The 16,034-nt window shown below is 65.9% G+C and carries 14 protein-coding genes; 7 read left to right on the plus strand and 7 right to left on the minus strand.

Going from position 1 to position 16,034, the window contains the following annotated elements; genetic code table 11:
* Position 1: 1 nt before the first annotated feature.
* Both tesB and HBF26_RS18430 read right to left on the minus strand, forming a co-directional pair.
* A complete protein-coding gene (tesB, locus tag HBF26_RS18425; RefSeq protein WP_167129545.1) occupies positions 2–868 on the minus strand; it encodes an acyl-CoA thioesterase II in 867 nt (288 codons plus the stop codon).
* Positions 869–917: 49 nt separating this feature from the next.
* Positions 918–1,472 carry an N-acetylmuramoyl-L-alanine amidase gene (locus HBF26_RS18430; protein ID WP_167129546.1) on the minus strand — a complete coding sequence of 185 codons (555 nt, stop codon included), beginning with the start codon at positions 1,470–1,472 and terminating at the stop codon, positions 918–920.
* 45 nt (positions 1,473–1,517) lie between these two features.
* Between HBF26_RS18430 and HBF26_RS18435 the strand changes: the two genes are divergently transcribed.
* The 3 genes from HBF26_RS18435 (at position 1,518) to HBF26_RS18445 (ending at position 4,662) form a co-directional block, all read left to right on the plus strand.
* Positions 1,518–2,036: an alpha/beta hydrolase gene (locus tag HBF26_RS18435; protein WP_167129547.1), complete on the plus strand. Its 519-nt coding sequence runs from the start codon at positions 1,518–1,520 to the stop codon at positions 2,034–2,036.
* A complete protein-coding gene (gene rlmKL, locus HBF26_RS18440) occupies positions 2,033–4,177 on the plus strand; it encodes a bifunctional 23S rRNA (guanine(2069)-N(7))-methyltransferase RlmK/23S rRNA (guanine(2445)-N(2))-methyltransferase RlmL (protein WP_167129548.1) in 2,145 nt (714 codons plus the stop codon). Before HBF26_RS18435 ends, rlmKL begins: the two co-directional genes overlap by 4 nt.
* 77 nt (positions 4,178–4,254) lie before the next feature.
* On the plus strand, positions 4,255–4,662 hold the full coding sequence (locus HBF26_RS18445) for a hypothetical protein (RefSeq protein ID WP_167129550.1): 408 nt from the start codon (positions 4,255–4,257) through the stop codon (positions 4,660–4,662).
* Between the two features lie 635 nt (positions 4,663–5,297).
* Here HBF26_RS18445 and pdxR read toward each other — a convergent pair.
* Positions 5,298–6,728, minus strand: coding sequence for a MocR-like pyridoxine biosynthesis transcription factor PdxR (gene pdxR / locus HBF26_RS18450; RefSeq protein WP_167129551.1), 1,431 nt, complete (start codon positions 6,726–6,728; stop codon positions 5,298–5,300).
* A 73-nt stretch (positions 6,729–6,801) separates the two neighbouring features.
* On the opposite strand from pdxR, the gene HBF26_RS18455 reads away from it, so the two are divergent.
* Positions 6,802–7,482: a pyridoxamine 5'-phosphate oxidase family protein gene (locus HBF26_RS18455; protein ID WP_167129552.1), complete on the plus strand. Its 681-nt coding sequence runs from the start codon at positions 6,802–6,804 to the stop codon at positions 7,480–7,482.
* The gene (locus tag HBF26_RS18460; protein ID WP_338039706.1) at positions 7,479–8,042 is read left to right on the plus strand and encodes a hypothetical protein; all 564 of its coding nucleotides are present in this window, start codon (positions 7,479–7,481) and stop codon (positions 8,040–8,042) included. The genes HBF26_RS18455 and HBF26_RS18460 overlap by 4 nt, the downstream gene beginning before the upstream one ends.
* Positions 8,043–8,048: 6 nt before the next feature.
* Here HBF26_RS18460 and HBF26_RS18465 read toward each other — a convergent pair whose 3' ends face one another.
* Entirely contained in the window at positions 8,049–8,483 is a 435-nt protein-coding gene (locus tag HBF26_RS18465) for a DUF6491 family protein (RefSeq protein WP_167129554.1), read from the minus strand.
* Positions 8,484–8,664: 181 nt separating this feature from the next.
* Here HBF26_RS18465 and egtB point away from each other — a divergent pair, with 181 nt between their 5' ends.
* Positions 8,665–9,933 carry an ergothioneine biosynthesis protein EgtB gene (gene egtB / locus HBF26_RS18470; protein ID WP_167129555.1) on the plus strand — a complete coding sequence of 423 codons (1,269 nt, stop codon included), beginning with the start codon at positions 8,665–8,667 and terminating at the stop codon, positions 9,931–9,933.
* On the plus strand, positions 9,930–10,913 hold the full coding sequence (egtD, locus tag HBF26_RS18475; RefSeq protein ID WP_167129556.1) for an L-histidine N(alpha)-methyltransferase: 984 nt from the start codon (positions 9,930–9,932) through the stop codon (positions 10,911–10,913). Before egtB ends, egtD begins: the two co-directional genes overlap by 4 nt.
* Positions 10,914–11,018: 105 nt before the next feature.
* Here the strand turns inward: egtD and mfd are convergent, their stop codons facing one another.
* From mfd to HBF26_RS18490, 3 genes are all read right to left on the minus strand, one after another.
* Complete coding sequence (gene mfd / locus HBF26_RS18480) at positions 11,019–14,468, minus strand: transcription-repair coupling factor (RefSeq protein ID WP_167129558.1); 3,450 nt, start codon at positions 14,466–14,468, stop codon at positions 11,019–11,021.
* A gap of 69 nt (positions 14,469–14,537) precedes the next feature.
* A complete protein-coding gene (locus HBF26_RS18485; protein ID WP_167129559.1) occupies positions 14,538–15,446 on the minus strand; it encodes a cation diffusion facilitator family transporter in 909 nt (302 codons plus the stop codon).
* A 71-nt stretch (positions 15,447–15,517) separates the two neighbouring features.
* Positions 15,518–16,021 (minus strand): Slp family lipoprotein, encoded by a 504-nt coding sequence (locus HBF26_RS18490; protein ID WP_167129561.1) that lies wholly within the window; start codon positions 16,019–16,021, stop codon positions 15,518–15,520.
* Positions 16,022–16,034 lie beyond the last annotated feature (13 nt).

The following is a 16,034-nucleotide window of genomic DNA, read 5'->3' on the forward strand; positions in this document are numbered from 1 at the left end:
ATCAATCCGGGCGCACGCGGATCAGGCCTTCCTGCGCCGTCGAAGCGATGAGAACGCCGTCGCGCGTGTAGATGGAGCCACGTGCGAGGCCGCGAGCGCCTTGCGAGGTCGGACTGTCGAACGAGTACAGCAACCACTCGTCGATGCGAAACGGACGATGGAACCACAGCGCATGGTCCAGGCTGGCCATTTGCATGTTCCGCGTGAGGTAGGAAATGCCGTGCGGCAGCGTGGCGGTACCGATCAGGTGGAAGTCGGACGCATACGCAAGCAGCGCCTGGTGCATCGACGGCGTGTCGTCGATGGGTGCCGTGAGACGGAACCAAATGTGCTGGTAAGGGGGCCGCTTTGCCGGGCGGAGTTCGTCCCTGGGCCATACGTGACGGAACTCGAAGGGGCCGTCGACGCCGAGCCAGCGCTGGGTCTTTTCAGGCAGCCGGCCGAGTTGCTCGGCGGAAACCGCGGGCATCGGCTCCACGTCTTCCGGTGCCGGCACTTCGGGCATGGAAATCTGGTGCTCGTAGCCCGTTTCCGGTACCTGGAACGAAACGGAACTGTTGAGGATGGGCTGGCCGTGCTGGATGGCGACCACGCGTCGGGACGAGAACGAGCCGCCGTCGCGGGTGCGCTCCACGCTGTAGACGATGGGCGCGTTGATGTCGCCGGCGCGCAGGAAATACGCATGCAGCGAATGGGCCTCGCGATGCGGGTCCACGGTACGCTGCGCGGCCGATAGCGCCTGGCCAAGCACCTGGCCGCCGAAGACGAAGCGCGTGCCGATGTCGCGGCTCTGGCCCCGGAACAGGTTGTCCTCCAGTCGTTCGAGTTCGAGCAGTTCGACGAGTTCGCCGACGTGGTTGTCCGACATGAGGTCCCCTGGATATGGCGGTGATGCTGGGAGCGGAAGTATACCGGGGCTAGGCCGTGAGCCGGCCCAGCCGGGCGGTGTCGTAAGCGCGAGCCCAGGGGAACTGCGGACCGGGATCGCGTTTGCGTGGCACTTCGTTCTCCGGGTCGTCGCTCGCGGGCACCATGGCCGTGTCCAGGTCCTCGTGCCCCGCGATGTGGCGCAGCGAGGGGAAGCGCTCCACGAGGTGTTCGAGCAGGGCGCGCAAGGCCGCAATCTGGCGCTCCGGGTAAGGCTCGGTCATGGTCTGCCGCGCCGAATGGAACCAGTCTGGATAACGGCCCGTGTTCACCAGTTCGATGCCGATCGAGCGCGGGTTGTAGCCGCGGGTGTGATGGGCCACACGCAGCGGGTCGACATAGCAGAGCACCGAGCCGTCGCGGTCGATGTAGTAGTGGCCGCTGTTGCCGGCGCCCGAATCGTAGAGCACGCGCTCCCCGTATTCGCGGGCCATGGCCAGATCGGGCAGTTCGGTGCAATGGATGACGACAAGGTCGATCTCGTCCGGACGACGCTCGGGCAGGCGGGATTCGTAGGGCAGGGGGGCATGGAGAATGTCGATCATGCCGCTTTGATAACATAGCCGGTCATTCCGCGTACGGAGACCGCCATGCGCGGCCATATCATCCTTTCCCACGGTTCCGATTCCGGCCCCGACGCCACCAAGGTGAGTGCCCTTGCCGCCGTCGCCGAATCGCTCGGCTGGAGCACGGCGCGGCCGGATTACCGCGAGGACGATGCCCGGGGCCACGCGGGGTCCATCGATCCGCGCCTGACGCGCCTGGCCGCCGCGATCTCGGCATCGCCGACACCCCCCGTCCTGGTCGGGTCGAGCATGGGCGCCTTCGTGTCAGGCCTTGCCTCGCTGGAAGCGCCGGTGGCCGGCCTTTTCCTGCTCGCCCTGCCCACGCGCATCCCGGGGTATCCGCGCCCCTTCGCCGTGCGGCCCGGCGTGCCGTCCTTCCTTGTGCACGGTTACGCCGACGACGTATGCCCGCTCGACGAGGCGGTGGCGTTTGCCCGCGGCCACGCCATGCCCGCTTTGCTGGTGCAGGATGACCACCGCCTTGGCGCGAGCCTTCCCGACATCGAGGCGGCCTTCCGCCGCTTCCTGGACATGCTGGCATGACGGCTTTCTTCGCCACCTGCCCGAAAGGCCTGGAATACCTTCTCAAGGACGAGCTGGTCGCGCTCGGCGCCGGCGACGTACGTGAGGCGTTGGCGGGCGTGTCCTTCACGGGGACCATCGAAACGGCCTACCGGGCCTGCCTCTGGTCGCGCATGGCCAGCCGCGTGCTGTTGCCCCTGGCCGAGTTCGATGCCGCCGACCCCGACGCTCTATATGCCGGCGTGCAGGCCATCGACTGGGCGGAACACCTCGCCGCGCACGGCACGCTGGCTGTGGACGCCAACACGGCCCAGAGCAAGCTCACCCATAGCCAGTTCATCGCACTGAAGACCAAGGACGCCATCGTCGACCAGTTCCGCGCCGCCAGCGGCGCCCGGCCTGACGTCGACCCGGAAGAACCGGACCTGCGGATCAACGTGCGCCTCCGTCGTGACCGCGCCACCGTCTCGATCGATCTCTCCGGCTCGCCGCTGCATCGCCGTGGCTGGCGCGAGCAACAGGGCGAAGCCCCGCTGAAGGAAAACCTCGCCGCCGCAATGCTCGTCCGCGCGCAGTGGCCGCGCATCTATGCGGAGGGCGGCGCGCTTGTCGACCCGATGTGCGGCTCCGGCACCCTGCTGATCGAAGGGGCGCTCATGGCTGCCGGCGTGGCGCCCGGCCTGCGCCGGGACTATTACGGGTTCCTGGGCTGGCTGAAACACGATTACGCGCTCTGGCGTACGATCTACGACGAAGCGAAGGCGCTCGCCGACGAGGGGATGCGCGGCTTGCGGCCAGTGTTCTTCGGCAGCGATTCGGACCCGCACATGGTTCAGACGGCGAAGCACAACGCGCAGAGCGCGGGCGTGGCCGGTTTCGTCCATCTGGACCGTCGCGATGCGGTTCACGTAGAGCCGCCGCCGGAAACCCCGCTGGGTCTGGTCATCACCAATCCGCCCTACGGCGAGCGCCTGGGCGATCGGGCCGAACTGCCGGTGCTGTATCGCGAACTGGGACAGGCGCTGAAGGACCGCTTCGCCGGTTGGCGCGCGGCGGTGCTGGCGGGTGATGAAGAACTCGGCCGCGCGCTTCGCCTCAGTCCGGACAAGCGCTACGCGCTGTACAACGGCGCCCTGGAAACCCCGCTCCTCACCTTCTCGCTCCGTGCTCGCAACGAGGCTCCGCGCGAAGCGAAGCCGCTCTCCGCCGGCGCGCAGATGCTGAAGAACCGGCTGGAAAAAAACGTCCGTCACCTGCGCAAGCGGCTGGCTCGCGAAGGCATCACCTGCTGGCGGGCCTACGACCAGGATCTGCCGGAATACGCCGCCGCGATCGACGTGTACGAGGGCTGGCTGCACATCCAGGAGTACAAGGCGCCGCAGGACGTGCCGGCCGACGTTGCCCGCATCCGTCTGCGCGAGATCGTGCGCGTGGCTGGCGAGGTGTTCGGCACGCCGCGCGAGCGGATCGCGGTGAAGACGCGCGAACGCGGCAAGGGCGGTTCCAAGTACGGCCAGTTCGACCAGAAAGGCGAGTTCGTCGAGGTGCACGAGGGCGGGCTCACCTTCCTCATCAACCCCACCGATTACCTGGACACAGGACTTTTCCTGGATCACCGGCTCGTTCGGGCGCGCATCCGGGAACTGGCCGCGGGCAAGCATTTCCTGAACCTCTTCGCGTACACGGGCACAGCCAGTGTCTACGCGGCGGCGGGCGATGCGCGGGACACCACCACGGTCGACCTTTCGGGCACCTACCTCGACTGGGCGTCGCGCAACCTCGCGCTGAACGGCTTCACGGGGAACCGTCACCGCCTGGTGCAGGAAGACGCGTTCACGTTCCTGCGCAATCGCTCGATGCAGTACGGGCTGATCTATGTGGACCCGCCCACCTTTTCGAACTCCAAGAAGGCGGACGATTTCGACGTCCAGCGCGACCACGCGGAACTTCTGTTGCTGTGCGCGGAGCGCCTGTTGCCCGACGGCGTGATCGTATTCTCGAACAATTTCCGCCGTTTCCAGCTTGATCGCGCCGCGCTGGAGCCCCATCTTTCCGTTGAGGACTGGAGCGCCGCGAGCATTCCGTTCGACTTCGCCAGACGCCACGACATCCACGGTTGCTGGCTCCTTCGCAAGCCGTTCGTTAACCCGTGGAAAACGTGAAGGGAAGGTCGAGAAAACTTCAGTCCGGATTCAGCGCCGGAGCGCGAATCTGCGCTCGACACCCGGAGGTAACTGTCATGAAAGGTAAGTTCGTCAAGTCGAGTCTGGCCCTCGCCGCTGCCGGTCTAATGGCTTTTGCGCCCGGCGCATTCGCCCGCGGGCACGGCTACTACGGCGGCGGCTACCATGGCGGCTACGGCTACCACGGTGGGTACTATCGCGGCGGCTATGGCTACCACGGCCACGGCCACTACGACAGCGCGGGCCGCTGGATCGCCGGTGCGATCGTCGCCGGCGCCGTGGTCGGCCTGGTCGCCAATGCGACCGCGCCTCGCACGGTCGTCTACGACCGGCCCGTTTACTACAGCCGTCCGGCCACCGTGGTCTATGAAGACGCACCGGTGGTCACCCGCCGCGTGACAACGACGACGACCTATGTCGACGACGGCTACGGCACGCGCTACGTCCGCGACGACGGTTATTGATAGATCTCTCGGAAGAACGACAAGCCCGGCTTCATGCCGGGCTTTTTTTTGGTTCATCGCAGAAGTCCGGGGACGCATGCCGCATGCCGCATGCATCGGTTCATTCGCCAAGGCGAATGCATGTGGCCAGCGGCTGGCGCCGCCGCTGCTCGGACGGTAGGGCCAGAGCCTTCGGTGCCCACCCTCGCTGCTCAGACAGGTCCTCCGCGTTCGTAAAGGTGGGGCCGCTGGCGCGGCCCGTTTACCTATCTGGCCTTCGGCCGCTCACTTGTGCGGAACTCGCCTCGAGGGTGGACACCGAAGACTCTTCCGACACATGAGGCGGCGTGTCGGGAGAGCAGCACCGCACAAGCCCGCAGCCGCTGCTCGTGACAGCATCGCATCGCCTCGGTCCGGTACGCCGGTCACCCAGCGCCTTGGTCAGCGACGATGCGAGAGCACACCATCGGCTCTTGCCCTGGCTCTCCCCACAACAACCCGCACCGTCGGCTGGCTCCCAGACACCGGCACAGGCGCCGATGCGAGGACGAACAGGCGAGCCCACGCTACGAAGCGAACCCCATACCGACTCCATATACGCAGTCCCGCCACGAAAATACGAGATGAACTTTTTTTCGTTCATAGCGCGAGAGCGTTTATCTCGACGTGAGGGACGCGGCGAGCCTGCGAATCCCTTCGCGGATGTCGGGAAGAGTCATCTGGGCATAACCGAGCAGCAGGCCCGGGCGGGCGTGGCGAAGGAAATAGCCTGAAACGGGGTATACGCCTACGTCATGGCTCGCAGCGGTGTCGATGGCTCGACGCTCGTCGGAACCGGTTGGCAGCCACAGCACGACGTGCGCGCCTGCACCCTCGCCAGTAGTGCGCAACGTGCTTCCCCACGCCGTGGCCATGGCGTCGAGCAGTGCGTCGCGGCGTGTCGCCAGGCTGCGGCGAACGCGGCGGAGATGGAGTTCGTAGCTTCCCGAGTCGATGAACTCCGCGAGCACACGTTGTTCGAGCCCCGCCGTATGGCGGTCGGCAAGCCACTTCGCGGCTTCGAATACACCGACGAGGGCCTTGGGCACGATCAGGTAACCGATGCGCAGCGCCGCGAACACCGTTCGCGAGAACGTGCCGACGTAGATGACCCTGCCGCCCCCGTCGAGGCCTTGTAGCGATTCAAGCGGCTGTCCGTCATAGCGGAATTCGCCGTCGTAGTCGTCTTCCACCACCACGGCACCGCACCGGTTTGCCCAGTCGAGAATCGCGAGCCGGCGTGCCATCGTGAGCACGCCGCCGGTGGGGAACTGGTGGGAAGGGGTAAGGAACAAGGCGCGAGCCGACGGCGGCAGATTGCTTGGGTCGAGCCCTGCCTCGTCGACGTCCACCGGACAAAGCCGGGCGCCGGACGCCGCGAGGATCGCCCGGGTGCCCTGGTAGTGAGGGTTCTCGATGGCGACCGCGTCCCCGGGATCGACCAGCACGCGGGCGACAAGGTCGATGGCTTGCTGCGAACCGTTCACCACGATGACTTGCGACGGCTCGCAGGACACGCCCCGGGAGCGTCTGACATGGGTGCAGATCGCCTCCCGCAGGCTCGGATGGCCGGCGGCCGGGCCATAGTCGAGTTCGCGCGCCGAGGCCTGTCTTGCGTGCTTCGTCAGAAGCCGCCGCCAGCGCGCGAACGGGAAGTCGGCGACGTCGCCGCGACCATAGGCGAAATCGTAGCGCCGCCCAGGGCGGGTTGCCGGAAAAACGAAGCCTGCGGAAGGCGCGCCCGACAGGTGCCGGCCGTACCTCGAGAGGTCGATGGCGGCAGCGGGACGCTCGGGCTTCTTTACCGCGACCTCGGGCGAAACGAAACATCCCGAACCGCGACGGGTGGCGATGTAGCCCTCGGCCTGGAGTTGTTCGAAAGCGGTGACCACGACAGAGCGCGAGACACCCCACTGCTCGGCGAGGTCCCTCGTGGAGGGAAGCCGGTCACCCGCGCGCAGGCGACCCGAGCGTATGGCATGGCGAACGCCCTCGAAGATCTGGCGGCCAAGGGGGCTCCCCGGCTGGAGTGGTATGGAGAATTCCATGAAAAGTGGCTATTCAAAGAGACCACTATAGCGGCCATCATCACCGTGTCCACAATGAGACTGGGGGTGGGTCTTGAAGCACACGTCGCGCTCGACGTTGAGGCAGCTCGCTGCCCGCGGTACGCACGATTGGGCGGCCATCGCCGCGATCCTTGATGCGGGCTTCATGGCCAGCATCGCCTTCGCAAGCGAGGGACAGCCCTTCGTCCTGCCCATGTTGTACGGTCGCGACGGCCGCACGTTGTTCCTTCACGGCGCGGCCAGTGCGCGCATCATGAGGGAGCTCGGCGGCGCCGTGCCCGTCTGTGTCTCGGTCACCCTGGTGGATGGCCTGGTGCTTGCGCGCTCCGCGTTCAATCACTCGCTGAACTACCGCTCCGTGGTGGCGTTCGGTGGCGCCCGGCCTGTCGAAGAACCCCGCGCGAAGCTCCGCGCACTACGCATCCTTTCCGATCACCTGCTGGCGGGTCGTTGGGAAGATGTGCGCGGTCCGACACGGGCCGAACTCGCGCAGACAACCGTCCTGCAGCTCGATATCGAAGAGGCGTCCGCGAAGGTGCGTACGGGGCCGCCGGTCGACGACGACGCGGACCTCGGTCGCGCGGTCTGGGCCGGCGTGCTGCCGCTCTCCATGTCGGCGGCGGCTCCGGTTGCCGATCCGTTGCTGGACCCAGCCATCGGCGCACCGGCCTATCTTGGCCGCACCGGCGAGTTCGCAGCGGTGCGCGCATCGGCAGGGGAGGCTGCCTCGTGACGCCCCGGGGTCTTGTCGCGGCGCTGTGCCTCGTGTTGGCGGGCTCCGCGGTCGCCGCGGTGGATCAGGGTTTGCCGACGCCTGAGCCGGACGGGCAGAGCGATTTCGATTGGGAATGGGGGCAGTGGCTGACGAAAGTGCGCGTGCGGCAAAACCCGCTTTCGGGCGAATCCGCCAGATGGGCCGAATTTTCAGGCACGAGCATCGTCAAGCCACTGCTCGACGGCACCATGAACTTCGTCGAGCTCAAGGTGAAGGGCACCGGCGGAGCGATCGAAGGCGGCTCGCTACGTCTCTACAGCCCGCGTTCCCGACAGTGGAGCCTCAATTTCGCGAATGCTCGCGACGGCCTGCTCACGGCCGCGGTCTATGGCCGATTCGACAAGAAAGGCGTCGGCACCTTCGTCGGCACGGACACGGTCGACGGCAGGGCCATCCTGGTGCGTTTCGTCGTCACGCGCCTGTCCGCCGATGTGGCCCGGTTCGAGCAGGCCTATTCGGCGGACGGCGGAGCAACATGGGAACTCAACTGGATCGCGACAGACACCCGTGTACGGTAGGAGAGATCAGCGCACCATGCCGTTCGGCTCCGCGCCCGACCCCTTGCGCTGGGCGTTCTTTTCCAGGCGCTTGTAGGTTTCCTTGTCGATCTTCTCGACGGTGCCGATCTGGCACGGCGGATCGTCGCGGCGCACGATCTGTTCGTTGATGCTGCCGCAGATGCGCATGGGGGCGACGGCCTTGATGTTCTCGGCGGCGCGGAAACGAATGCCACCGCCGAGGTCCATGCGGGGGCAGTCGGCGGTGGTCGTGATCTTGAAGAAATTGGGGCCGTTCGCGACGACCACCGTGCGGTTGTCCACCATGGCCCAGTTGCTGATGCGGTCCGTGCGCATGCAGTCGGCCACCGGAAGTTCCTTGCGTGCCTGGGGGCGGGCGTCCTGTGCCTGCACGGCGCAGGAGACGAGCAGCGAAGCAGCGAGAAGGTAACGGACGTTCATGGCGCATCCTCCGGGGCGAGTGGCTCACGTTAAGCCCGAATGGGCCGTGAGGCGAGAGTGCACGCGGTCTGAGTGCACCGGTCGTTAAGCTGGCGGCAGGCTGCGCTCACGTTAGTTGAACGTTTCCTAGGGCATCGTCTCGGGGCATCGCCGTCCCCACCGGCCGTCTCGGAACCGTCGCATGTCCGTCCGCCCGCTAGGCATTTCCTCGACCTCGCCTGCCCGCGTGGACCTCGCCCGACGCTTTCTCAGCATCCGCCATCGCTCCGAGGCACTGGCCGCCCCGCTGCGGCCTGAAGACACGGTCATCCAGTCGATGCCGGATGCCAGCCCGACGAAGTGGCACCTGGCCCACACCACCTGGTTCTTCGAACAGTTCGTGCTCGGCCGGGATCCGGATTACGTGCCGGCGAATCCCGAATGGCATTTTCTCTTCAACTCCTACTACCAGTCCGTAGGCCCGATGCACGCACGTCCCCGACGCGGCATGCTGACGCGCCCCGCGCTGGACGAAGTGCTCGCGTATCGCATGCGCGTCAACGATGCCGTGGCCGAGCGCATCGAGCGCGGCGATGACGATGAATTGCCGGCGCTTGTCGAATTGGGGCTGCAGCATGAGCAGCAGCACCAGGAGCTGCTGCTCACCGACATCAAACACGCGTTCGCGCAGAATCCCTTGCAGCCCGTCTATCGCTCCGATGCGACGCCGGCTGTTTCGGTCGCACCGCGCCCGCTCGAATACGTGACGTTCGACGAAGGCGTGGTGACGATCGGACACGACGGCATCGGTTTTGCTTTCGACAACGAGGGGCCGCGTCACCGCACCTACAGGCAGGCGGGCGCCATCGCCAACCGTCCGGTCACGAATGCGGAATTCATGGCGTTCGTGAATGACGGCGGATACCGGGAACCGACGCTGTGGCTCTCCGACGGATGGGCCACGGTGCAGAGCGAAGGATGGGAAAGGCCGTTGTACTGGGACGACGCACTGGAAACGGAATTCACCCTGCAAGGTCGCCGCGCCATCGATCCGCACGCGCCCGTGTGCCACGTCAGCTATTTCGAGGCCGATGCGTTCGCTCGCTGGGCCGGCGCGCGCCTGCCCACCGAAGTGGAATGGGAGACGATGGCGGATGGCGTTCCCGTGCAAGGGAACCTTCAGGACAGCGGCATGTTCCAACCCGTGGCTTCGACATCCGAGGGCGGTCTTGCGCAGATGTTCGGCGATGTTTGGGAATGGACGATGAGCCCCTATATCAGTTATCCGGGCTTCCGGCCGTTGGCCGGCGCGCTGGGTGAGTACAACGGCAAGTTCATGAACGGGCAGTGGGTCCTGCGCGGCGGCTCCTGCGCCACACCCGCCGACCATGTTCGTGCCACCTACCGAAATTTCTTTCCTCCCCATGCCCGCTGGCAGTTTTCGGGGATACGACTGGGAACCGATCGATGAGCGCTCAACCCAAGGACATCCGCGTAGACGACCGTCATCCGGATGTAGAGGACACCCTGGAGGTCGTGCGGCGCGGACTCTCCGCCAAACAGAAAAAACTCCCCTCACGGCTCTTCTACGACGAGCGCGGTTCCGCGCTCTTCGAGCGGATCTGCGAGCAGCCGGAGTATTACCTCACACGCACCGAGATCGCGATCATGCGCGATCATGCCGCGGATATCGCGCAGGTACTGGGCCCCGATGTGCGCCTGGTCGAATACGGCAGCGGCAGCGGCATCAAGACGCGCATGTTGCTGGAACACCTGCACACGCCGGCCGCCTACGTGCCGGTGGAAATCTCGCGCAGTGCGCTGATGGAGAGCGTGGCCGGGCTGGCCTCCCGCTTCCCCGACGTGCCCATGCAGCCGGTGTGCGCCGACTTCACCCAACCGCTGCGTCTGCCTGTGGCCATCCGGCCGCCGCGCCGCACGGTCATCTATTTCCCCGGCTCCACGATCGGCAACTTCGAAGCGAAGGACGCCGTCCGCATCCTTCGGCAGATGCGCGCGGAGATGAGCATGGGTGGTGGGGTGCTGGTCGGTGTCGACCTCAAGAAGGATCCGGCGCAGATCGAAGCGGCCTATAACGATGCGGCCGGCGTCACGCGCGAATTCACCTTGAACATGCTCGTGCGCCTGAACAACGAGGTGGGCACCGACTTCGACGTCTCCGCTTTCCGTCACCGCGCGCGTTACAACGCGCTGGCAGGGCGCATCGAAACCGATCTCGTGAGCATGAAGCGCCAGGAGGTGCATGTGGGTGGCGACACCTTCGCGTTTCGCGAAGACGAAGCCATGCACGTGGAATACAGCTGCAAGTATTCGCTCGACGACTTCGCCCAGATGGCGGCGAAGGCGGGTCTTTCGGTGGCACAGGTCTGGATGGACGACGAGCGGCGTTTCAGCGTGCAGTATCTGGTCCGGGCAGACCCCGCCGGCTAGAACCGTTGGCTTCGCCGACAGGGTCGGCTCCTACCGGGGGAAGGAACCAAGCCGTGGGTTTCCTTCGTTAACCTGGTGGGAGCCGACCCTGTCGGCGATCCATCGTCAGCCCGGACGCGGCGCGCCCAGCACAACCAGGAGATCCTGCGCAGCGCGGATGCGCTCGGTCGAACCGGGCAATTCCATAAGCACGCGCAGCTTGTCCTGCCCGTCCATCTTGTAGATCCGCGGTTGCTGCTGGATCAGCTTGATCAAGGCCATCGGATCGATATCGGGCTTCTCGCGGAAGGTGACACGCCCCCCGTTCGGACCGAAGTCGAGCTTGCGCACTCCCAGCGGCGTGGCCATCAGTTTCAATTGCGCCACGGCGAAAAGACATTTCGTTTGGTCAGGCAACAACCCGAAACGGTCGATCATCTCCACTTGCAGTTCGCGAAGGCCGTCCTCGTTGCGCGCGCTGGCGATGCGCTTGTACAGCGTCAGGCGCGTATGCACGTCGGGCAGGTAGTCTTCCGGAATAAGCGCCGGCAGATGCAGTTCCACTTCCGTTTCGTGTTCGGAGGTGAGGTCGAAATCGGGCACCTTGCCCGACTTCAACGCGCGAACCGCGCGGTCGAGCAATTCCGTGTACAGCCCGAAGCCGATTTCCTGGATCTGGCCCGACTGTTCCTCGCCCAGCATCTCGCCGGCACCGCGGATTTCGAGATCGTGCGTGGCCAGGGTGAAGCCGGCGCCCAGTTCTTCCAGTGACGCAAGGGCCTCCAGGCGCTTCTCCGCGTCCGCGGTCATGGCCTTCCTGTCCGGCACGATCAGGTAGGCGTATGCGCGGTGGTGCGAACGGCCCACGCGCCCGCGCAACTGGTGCAGCTGGGCCAGCCCGAAGCGGTCCGCCCGGTTGACGACGATCGTGTTGGCGGTGGGAATGTCGATGCCGGATTCGATGATCGTGGTGGAAACGAGCACGTTGAAGCGCTGGCGATGGAAATCGGCCATCACTTCCTCGAGTTCGCGCTCGGGCATCTGCCCATGCGCCACGCGAATGCGCGCCTCCGGCACCAGTTCGCCCAGTTCGCGTGCGGTGCGCTCGATCGATTGCACTTCGTTGTGGAGGAAATAGACCTGGCCGCCGCGCGCCAGTTCGCGCTGGATCGCCTCGCGGATCAACGCGGGCTGGTAGGTCGAGATCAGCGTGCGCACGGCCGTACGATGCGCGGGTGGGGTAGCGATGATGGACAGGTCGCGCAGGCCGCTCATGGCCATGTTCAGCGTGCGCGGGATCGGTGTGGCGGTGAGTGTCAGCAGGTCCACTTCCGCCCGCAGCTTTTTCAGCTGTTCCTTCTGACGTACACCGAAACGCTGTTCTTCGTCGACGATGACGAGCCCGAGGTTCTTGAAGCGGATGTCCGCCTGCAGCAGCTTGTGCGTGCCCACCATCACGTCGATCTGGCCCTCGGCCAGGCGTTCCAGGGCCGCGTCCACTTCCTTCTTCGACTTGAAGCGCGATAGGACTTCGACCCGCACCGGCCAGTCGGCGAAACGATCGGCGAAATTGCGATAGTGCTGCTGCGCGAGCAGGGTGGTGGGCACGAGCACGGCCACCTGTTTTCCGGCCGTTGCGGCTGCGAACGCCGCGCGTAACGCCACTTCCGTCTTGCCGAAGCCGACGTCGCCGCAAACCACGCGATCCATGGCACGCGGCGCGGCGAGATCGACGATCACCGCGTCGATCGCCGCCTGCTGGTCGGGTGTTTCCTCGAACGGGAACGTGGCCGCGAATTCCTCGATCATCTGGCGGTCGACCGGCAAGGCTTCGCCCTGGCGGGCTTCACGCTGCGCGTAAATCGCCAGCAGTTCCGCCGCCACGTCGCGCACTTTCTCCGCGGCCTTCTTGCGCGCGCGCTCCCAGGCGTCGCCGCCGAGCGAATGCAGGGGCGCCAGCTCGGGCGCGGTGCCCGTGTAACGGCTGACAAGACCGAGCTGGGCCACAGGCACGTAGAGCTTGTCGCCCTTCGCGTATTCGATGGTGAGGAACTCGCCGGGCATGTCGCCGACGTCGAGCGAGACGAGACCCTGGTAACGGCCCACGCCGTGATCGATGTGCACGATGGGCGAGCCGATCGACAGCTCCGTGAGGTCCTTGATGATGCTTTCCGGATCGCGCGCGGCGCCGGCGCGGCGCTTGCGATCCGTGCGCACGCGTTCGCCGAACAGTTCGCGTTCGGTGAGCACGGTGAGCGCAGGCTCCTTCAGCGCAAAGCCCTGTTCCAGCGACGCGGCCGTGATCGCCAGCGGTTCGCCGCGGGCGAGGAAGTCCTTCCAGCCATCCACGTTCACCGGTTTGAGACCGGCGCCGGCAAGCTGTTCGATCAATGCTTCGCGACGGCCAGCGGAATCGGCGGCGACCAGCACACGGCCCGGATAGTTCTTCAGGAAGTGCCGCAGCGCGGTGCCCGGCTCCTCGCCCTTGCGGTTCAGGGGCACCTCCGGCGCGGGCAGGGTGCCGAGGTCCACGGCGTGTTCGTGGCCTTTTCCGACGACATCGACACGGACCTGGCGGTTGAGACGCTCGCGCAGCTGTTCCGGCGGCAGGTAGATGTCCGCCGGCGGGAGCACCGGGCGTTCGATGTCGTGCGCGCGCTGTTCGTAGCGTTCGCCGACCTGGGCCCAGAACTGCTCGGAGGATTCCAGCACGCCCTCGCCGAGAACGAACAGCGCGTCGCCGGCGATGTAATCGAACAGGGTTTCCGTGGTCTTGAAGAACAGCGGCAGGTAGTACTCGATACCGCCGGGCGTGACGCCTTCCTTCATGTCCTGGTAGAGCGGACAGCGCCGGATGTCGATGGGGAAGCGTTCGCGCAGGTTTGTCCGGAAATCCTTGGCGGCTTCCTCGGTGACCGGGAATTCGCGGGCGGGAAGGAGATCCACGCCTTCGACCTGGTGCTGGGAACGCTGTGTCTCGGTGTCGAACGTGCGGATCGACTCGATCTCGTCGTCGAACAGCTCCACCCGGTAGGGCTCGCTGGCGCCCATGGCGTAGATGTCGATCAGCGCGCCACGCACGGCGAAGTCGCCGGGCTCGCTGACCTGGGGCACGTTGCGGTAACCGGCGGCTTCGAGGCGACGCTGCTCCGAGGCGAGGTCGAGCTTCTGACCCTTGCGCAGCACCAGGCCGGAGCCCGTGATGTGGGTGCGCGGCGCGATCCGCTGCATGAGCGTGGCCACGGGCACGACCAGCACGCCGCGCCGGGTCGATGGAAGGCGGTACAGGGTGGCGATACGCTGCGAAACCACCTCTGGGTGCGGACTGAAGACGTCGTACGGCAGGGTTTCCCAATCCGGAAAATGCAGCACGGCGAGATCGCCGGCGAACACTGCCAGTTCGCTTTCCAGGTTGTCCGCACTGCGAGTGTCGCGCACCACTACCACGAGCAGGCCCGCGTGAGCGCGCGCGGCCTCGGCTACCTCCAGCGCCCAGGACGAACCGTGCGGAGCGGTCCAGTAACGGCGGGTCTTGGCGTTGACGGGAAGCGGCGGGCTGGGAAGCGTGGCGGGCATGGAATCGGGCTTGGACCTTGCGGACAAGCGTTCGATTGTACTACCGCCCCGGGGTCGCCACGGCGTGAATCAGTCGGTGTGGTCGGGCTCGAAGAAGCTCCAGCGCACGTCCTTGAACTCGGCCTTGAAGTCGGCCTCGACGATGTTGATGGCTTCCACCATGGCCCGGGCGGTGGGCGTCTGGGCCATTCGCGCCTTGATGGCCACCATCACGTCCGTACCCATCTGGAGGGTGAGCAGGTTGTAGACATGGTCGATCTCCGGGCGTGCTTCCAGGAACGCGACCATGGCGGCACGTTGCTTCGGTTCCACGCCCTGGCCGATCAGCAGGGCCTTCACCTCGCGGGCCACGGCCACGGCGACCACGATCAGCAGCACACCGATGGCGATGGTGCCGATGGCGTCGAAGATCAGGTTGCCGGTGAGCATCGTGAGCAGCACGGCGATCAACGCGAAGGAGAGGCCCAGAAGCGCAGCCAGGTCTTCGCCGAAGATCACCAGCAGCTCGCTGGCGCGGGTCTCCCGGAACCACTGCCACAACGGCCGTCCCTCGCGGGCCTTGTTCACTTCCTGCATGCAGCCATGCATGGAAACGCCTTCGGTGACTATGGAGAAGGCCAGCACGCCCACGGCGAGCCACGGCCAGCGCAACGGCTCCGGGTCGGTCAGCTTGTGGACGCCTTCGTACACGGAGAACATGCCGCCGACGCTGAACAGGAGAATCGCCACGAGGAACGACCAGAAGTACAGCGCGCGTCCCCAGCCCAGCGGATACTCCGATGACGGAGGCCGCTTGGCCTGGCGCATGCCGAGGAGCAGGAGGCCCTGGTTGCCGCAATCGGCGAGCGAATGCACGGCTTCCGCCAGCATCGCACCCGAACCAGTGAAGATGGCCGCCACGAGCTTGGCGATGAAAATGGCGAAATTGGCTCCGAGCGCGAGGAAGATCGCGCGCTTCGAATCGGCGTGTCCCGACATGTAGTCCCCGTTCCTTGCTTATCGCAAGATCTTACCAAAGCGGCGCCACAAGGGCGCCGCGCGGGGAGGAATCAGCGGATGACGCCGACGCCCACACCGAAGCTCACATTCGGATGGCCGCCGGACATTTCCTTGGCCGTCCACACATGGGATTGGTTCACCGATACGAGCGGGAAGGTGTATTGCGCCTGGCCGACATTGCCGGTGCGCGTGCCATTGAGGCGCCCGGCAATAGTCACCAGCCCCCCCGAGGGATAGTCGAGGCTTTCGACGTATCCGGGCATGGCGGCGATGAAGCGGCCATTGCCCGTGTCGTTGGCCTGAGGCCGCTGCGAGCCGTCCAGGGGATAGGCCAGTACTTCGATCTCGCTGTGGTCGGCGAAGTTGCGAACGTTGACGATGCGCCCGCCCCAGATCACGTCGGCGCTGCCGTAGCGTTCGGGTTCGCGCGCCACCTGGCTCGGCGGTACGGCGACGTTGTTCGCGGTGGGCTTGTAGATCGGGGCCGGCGCGCAGGCCGAGAGGGCCAGCACGAGCAGGGAAACGGGCAGGGCGAGTCGGACGGTGGGACGCATGGGTCGGCTCCTT

It is taken from the genome of Luteibacter jiangsuensis, from assembly GCF_011742555.1.
Classification (GTDB): Bacteria; Pseudomonadota; Gammaproteobacteria; order Xanthomonadales; family Rhodanobacteraceae; genus Luteibacter; species Luteibacter jiangsuensis.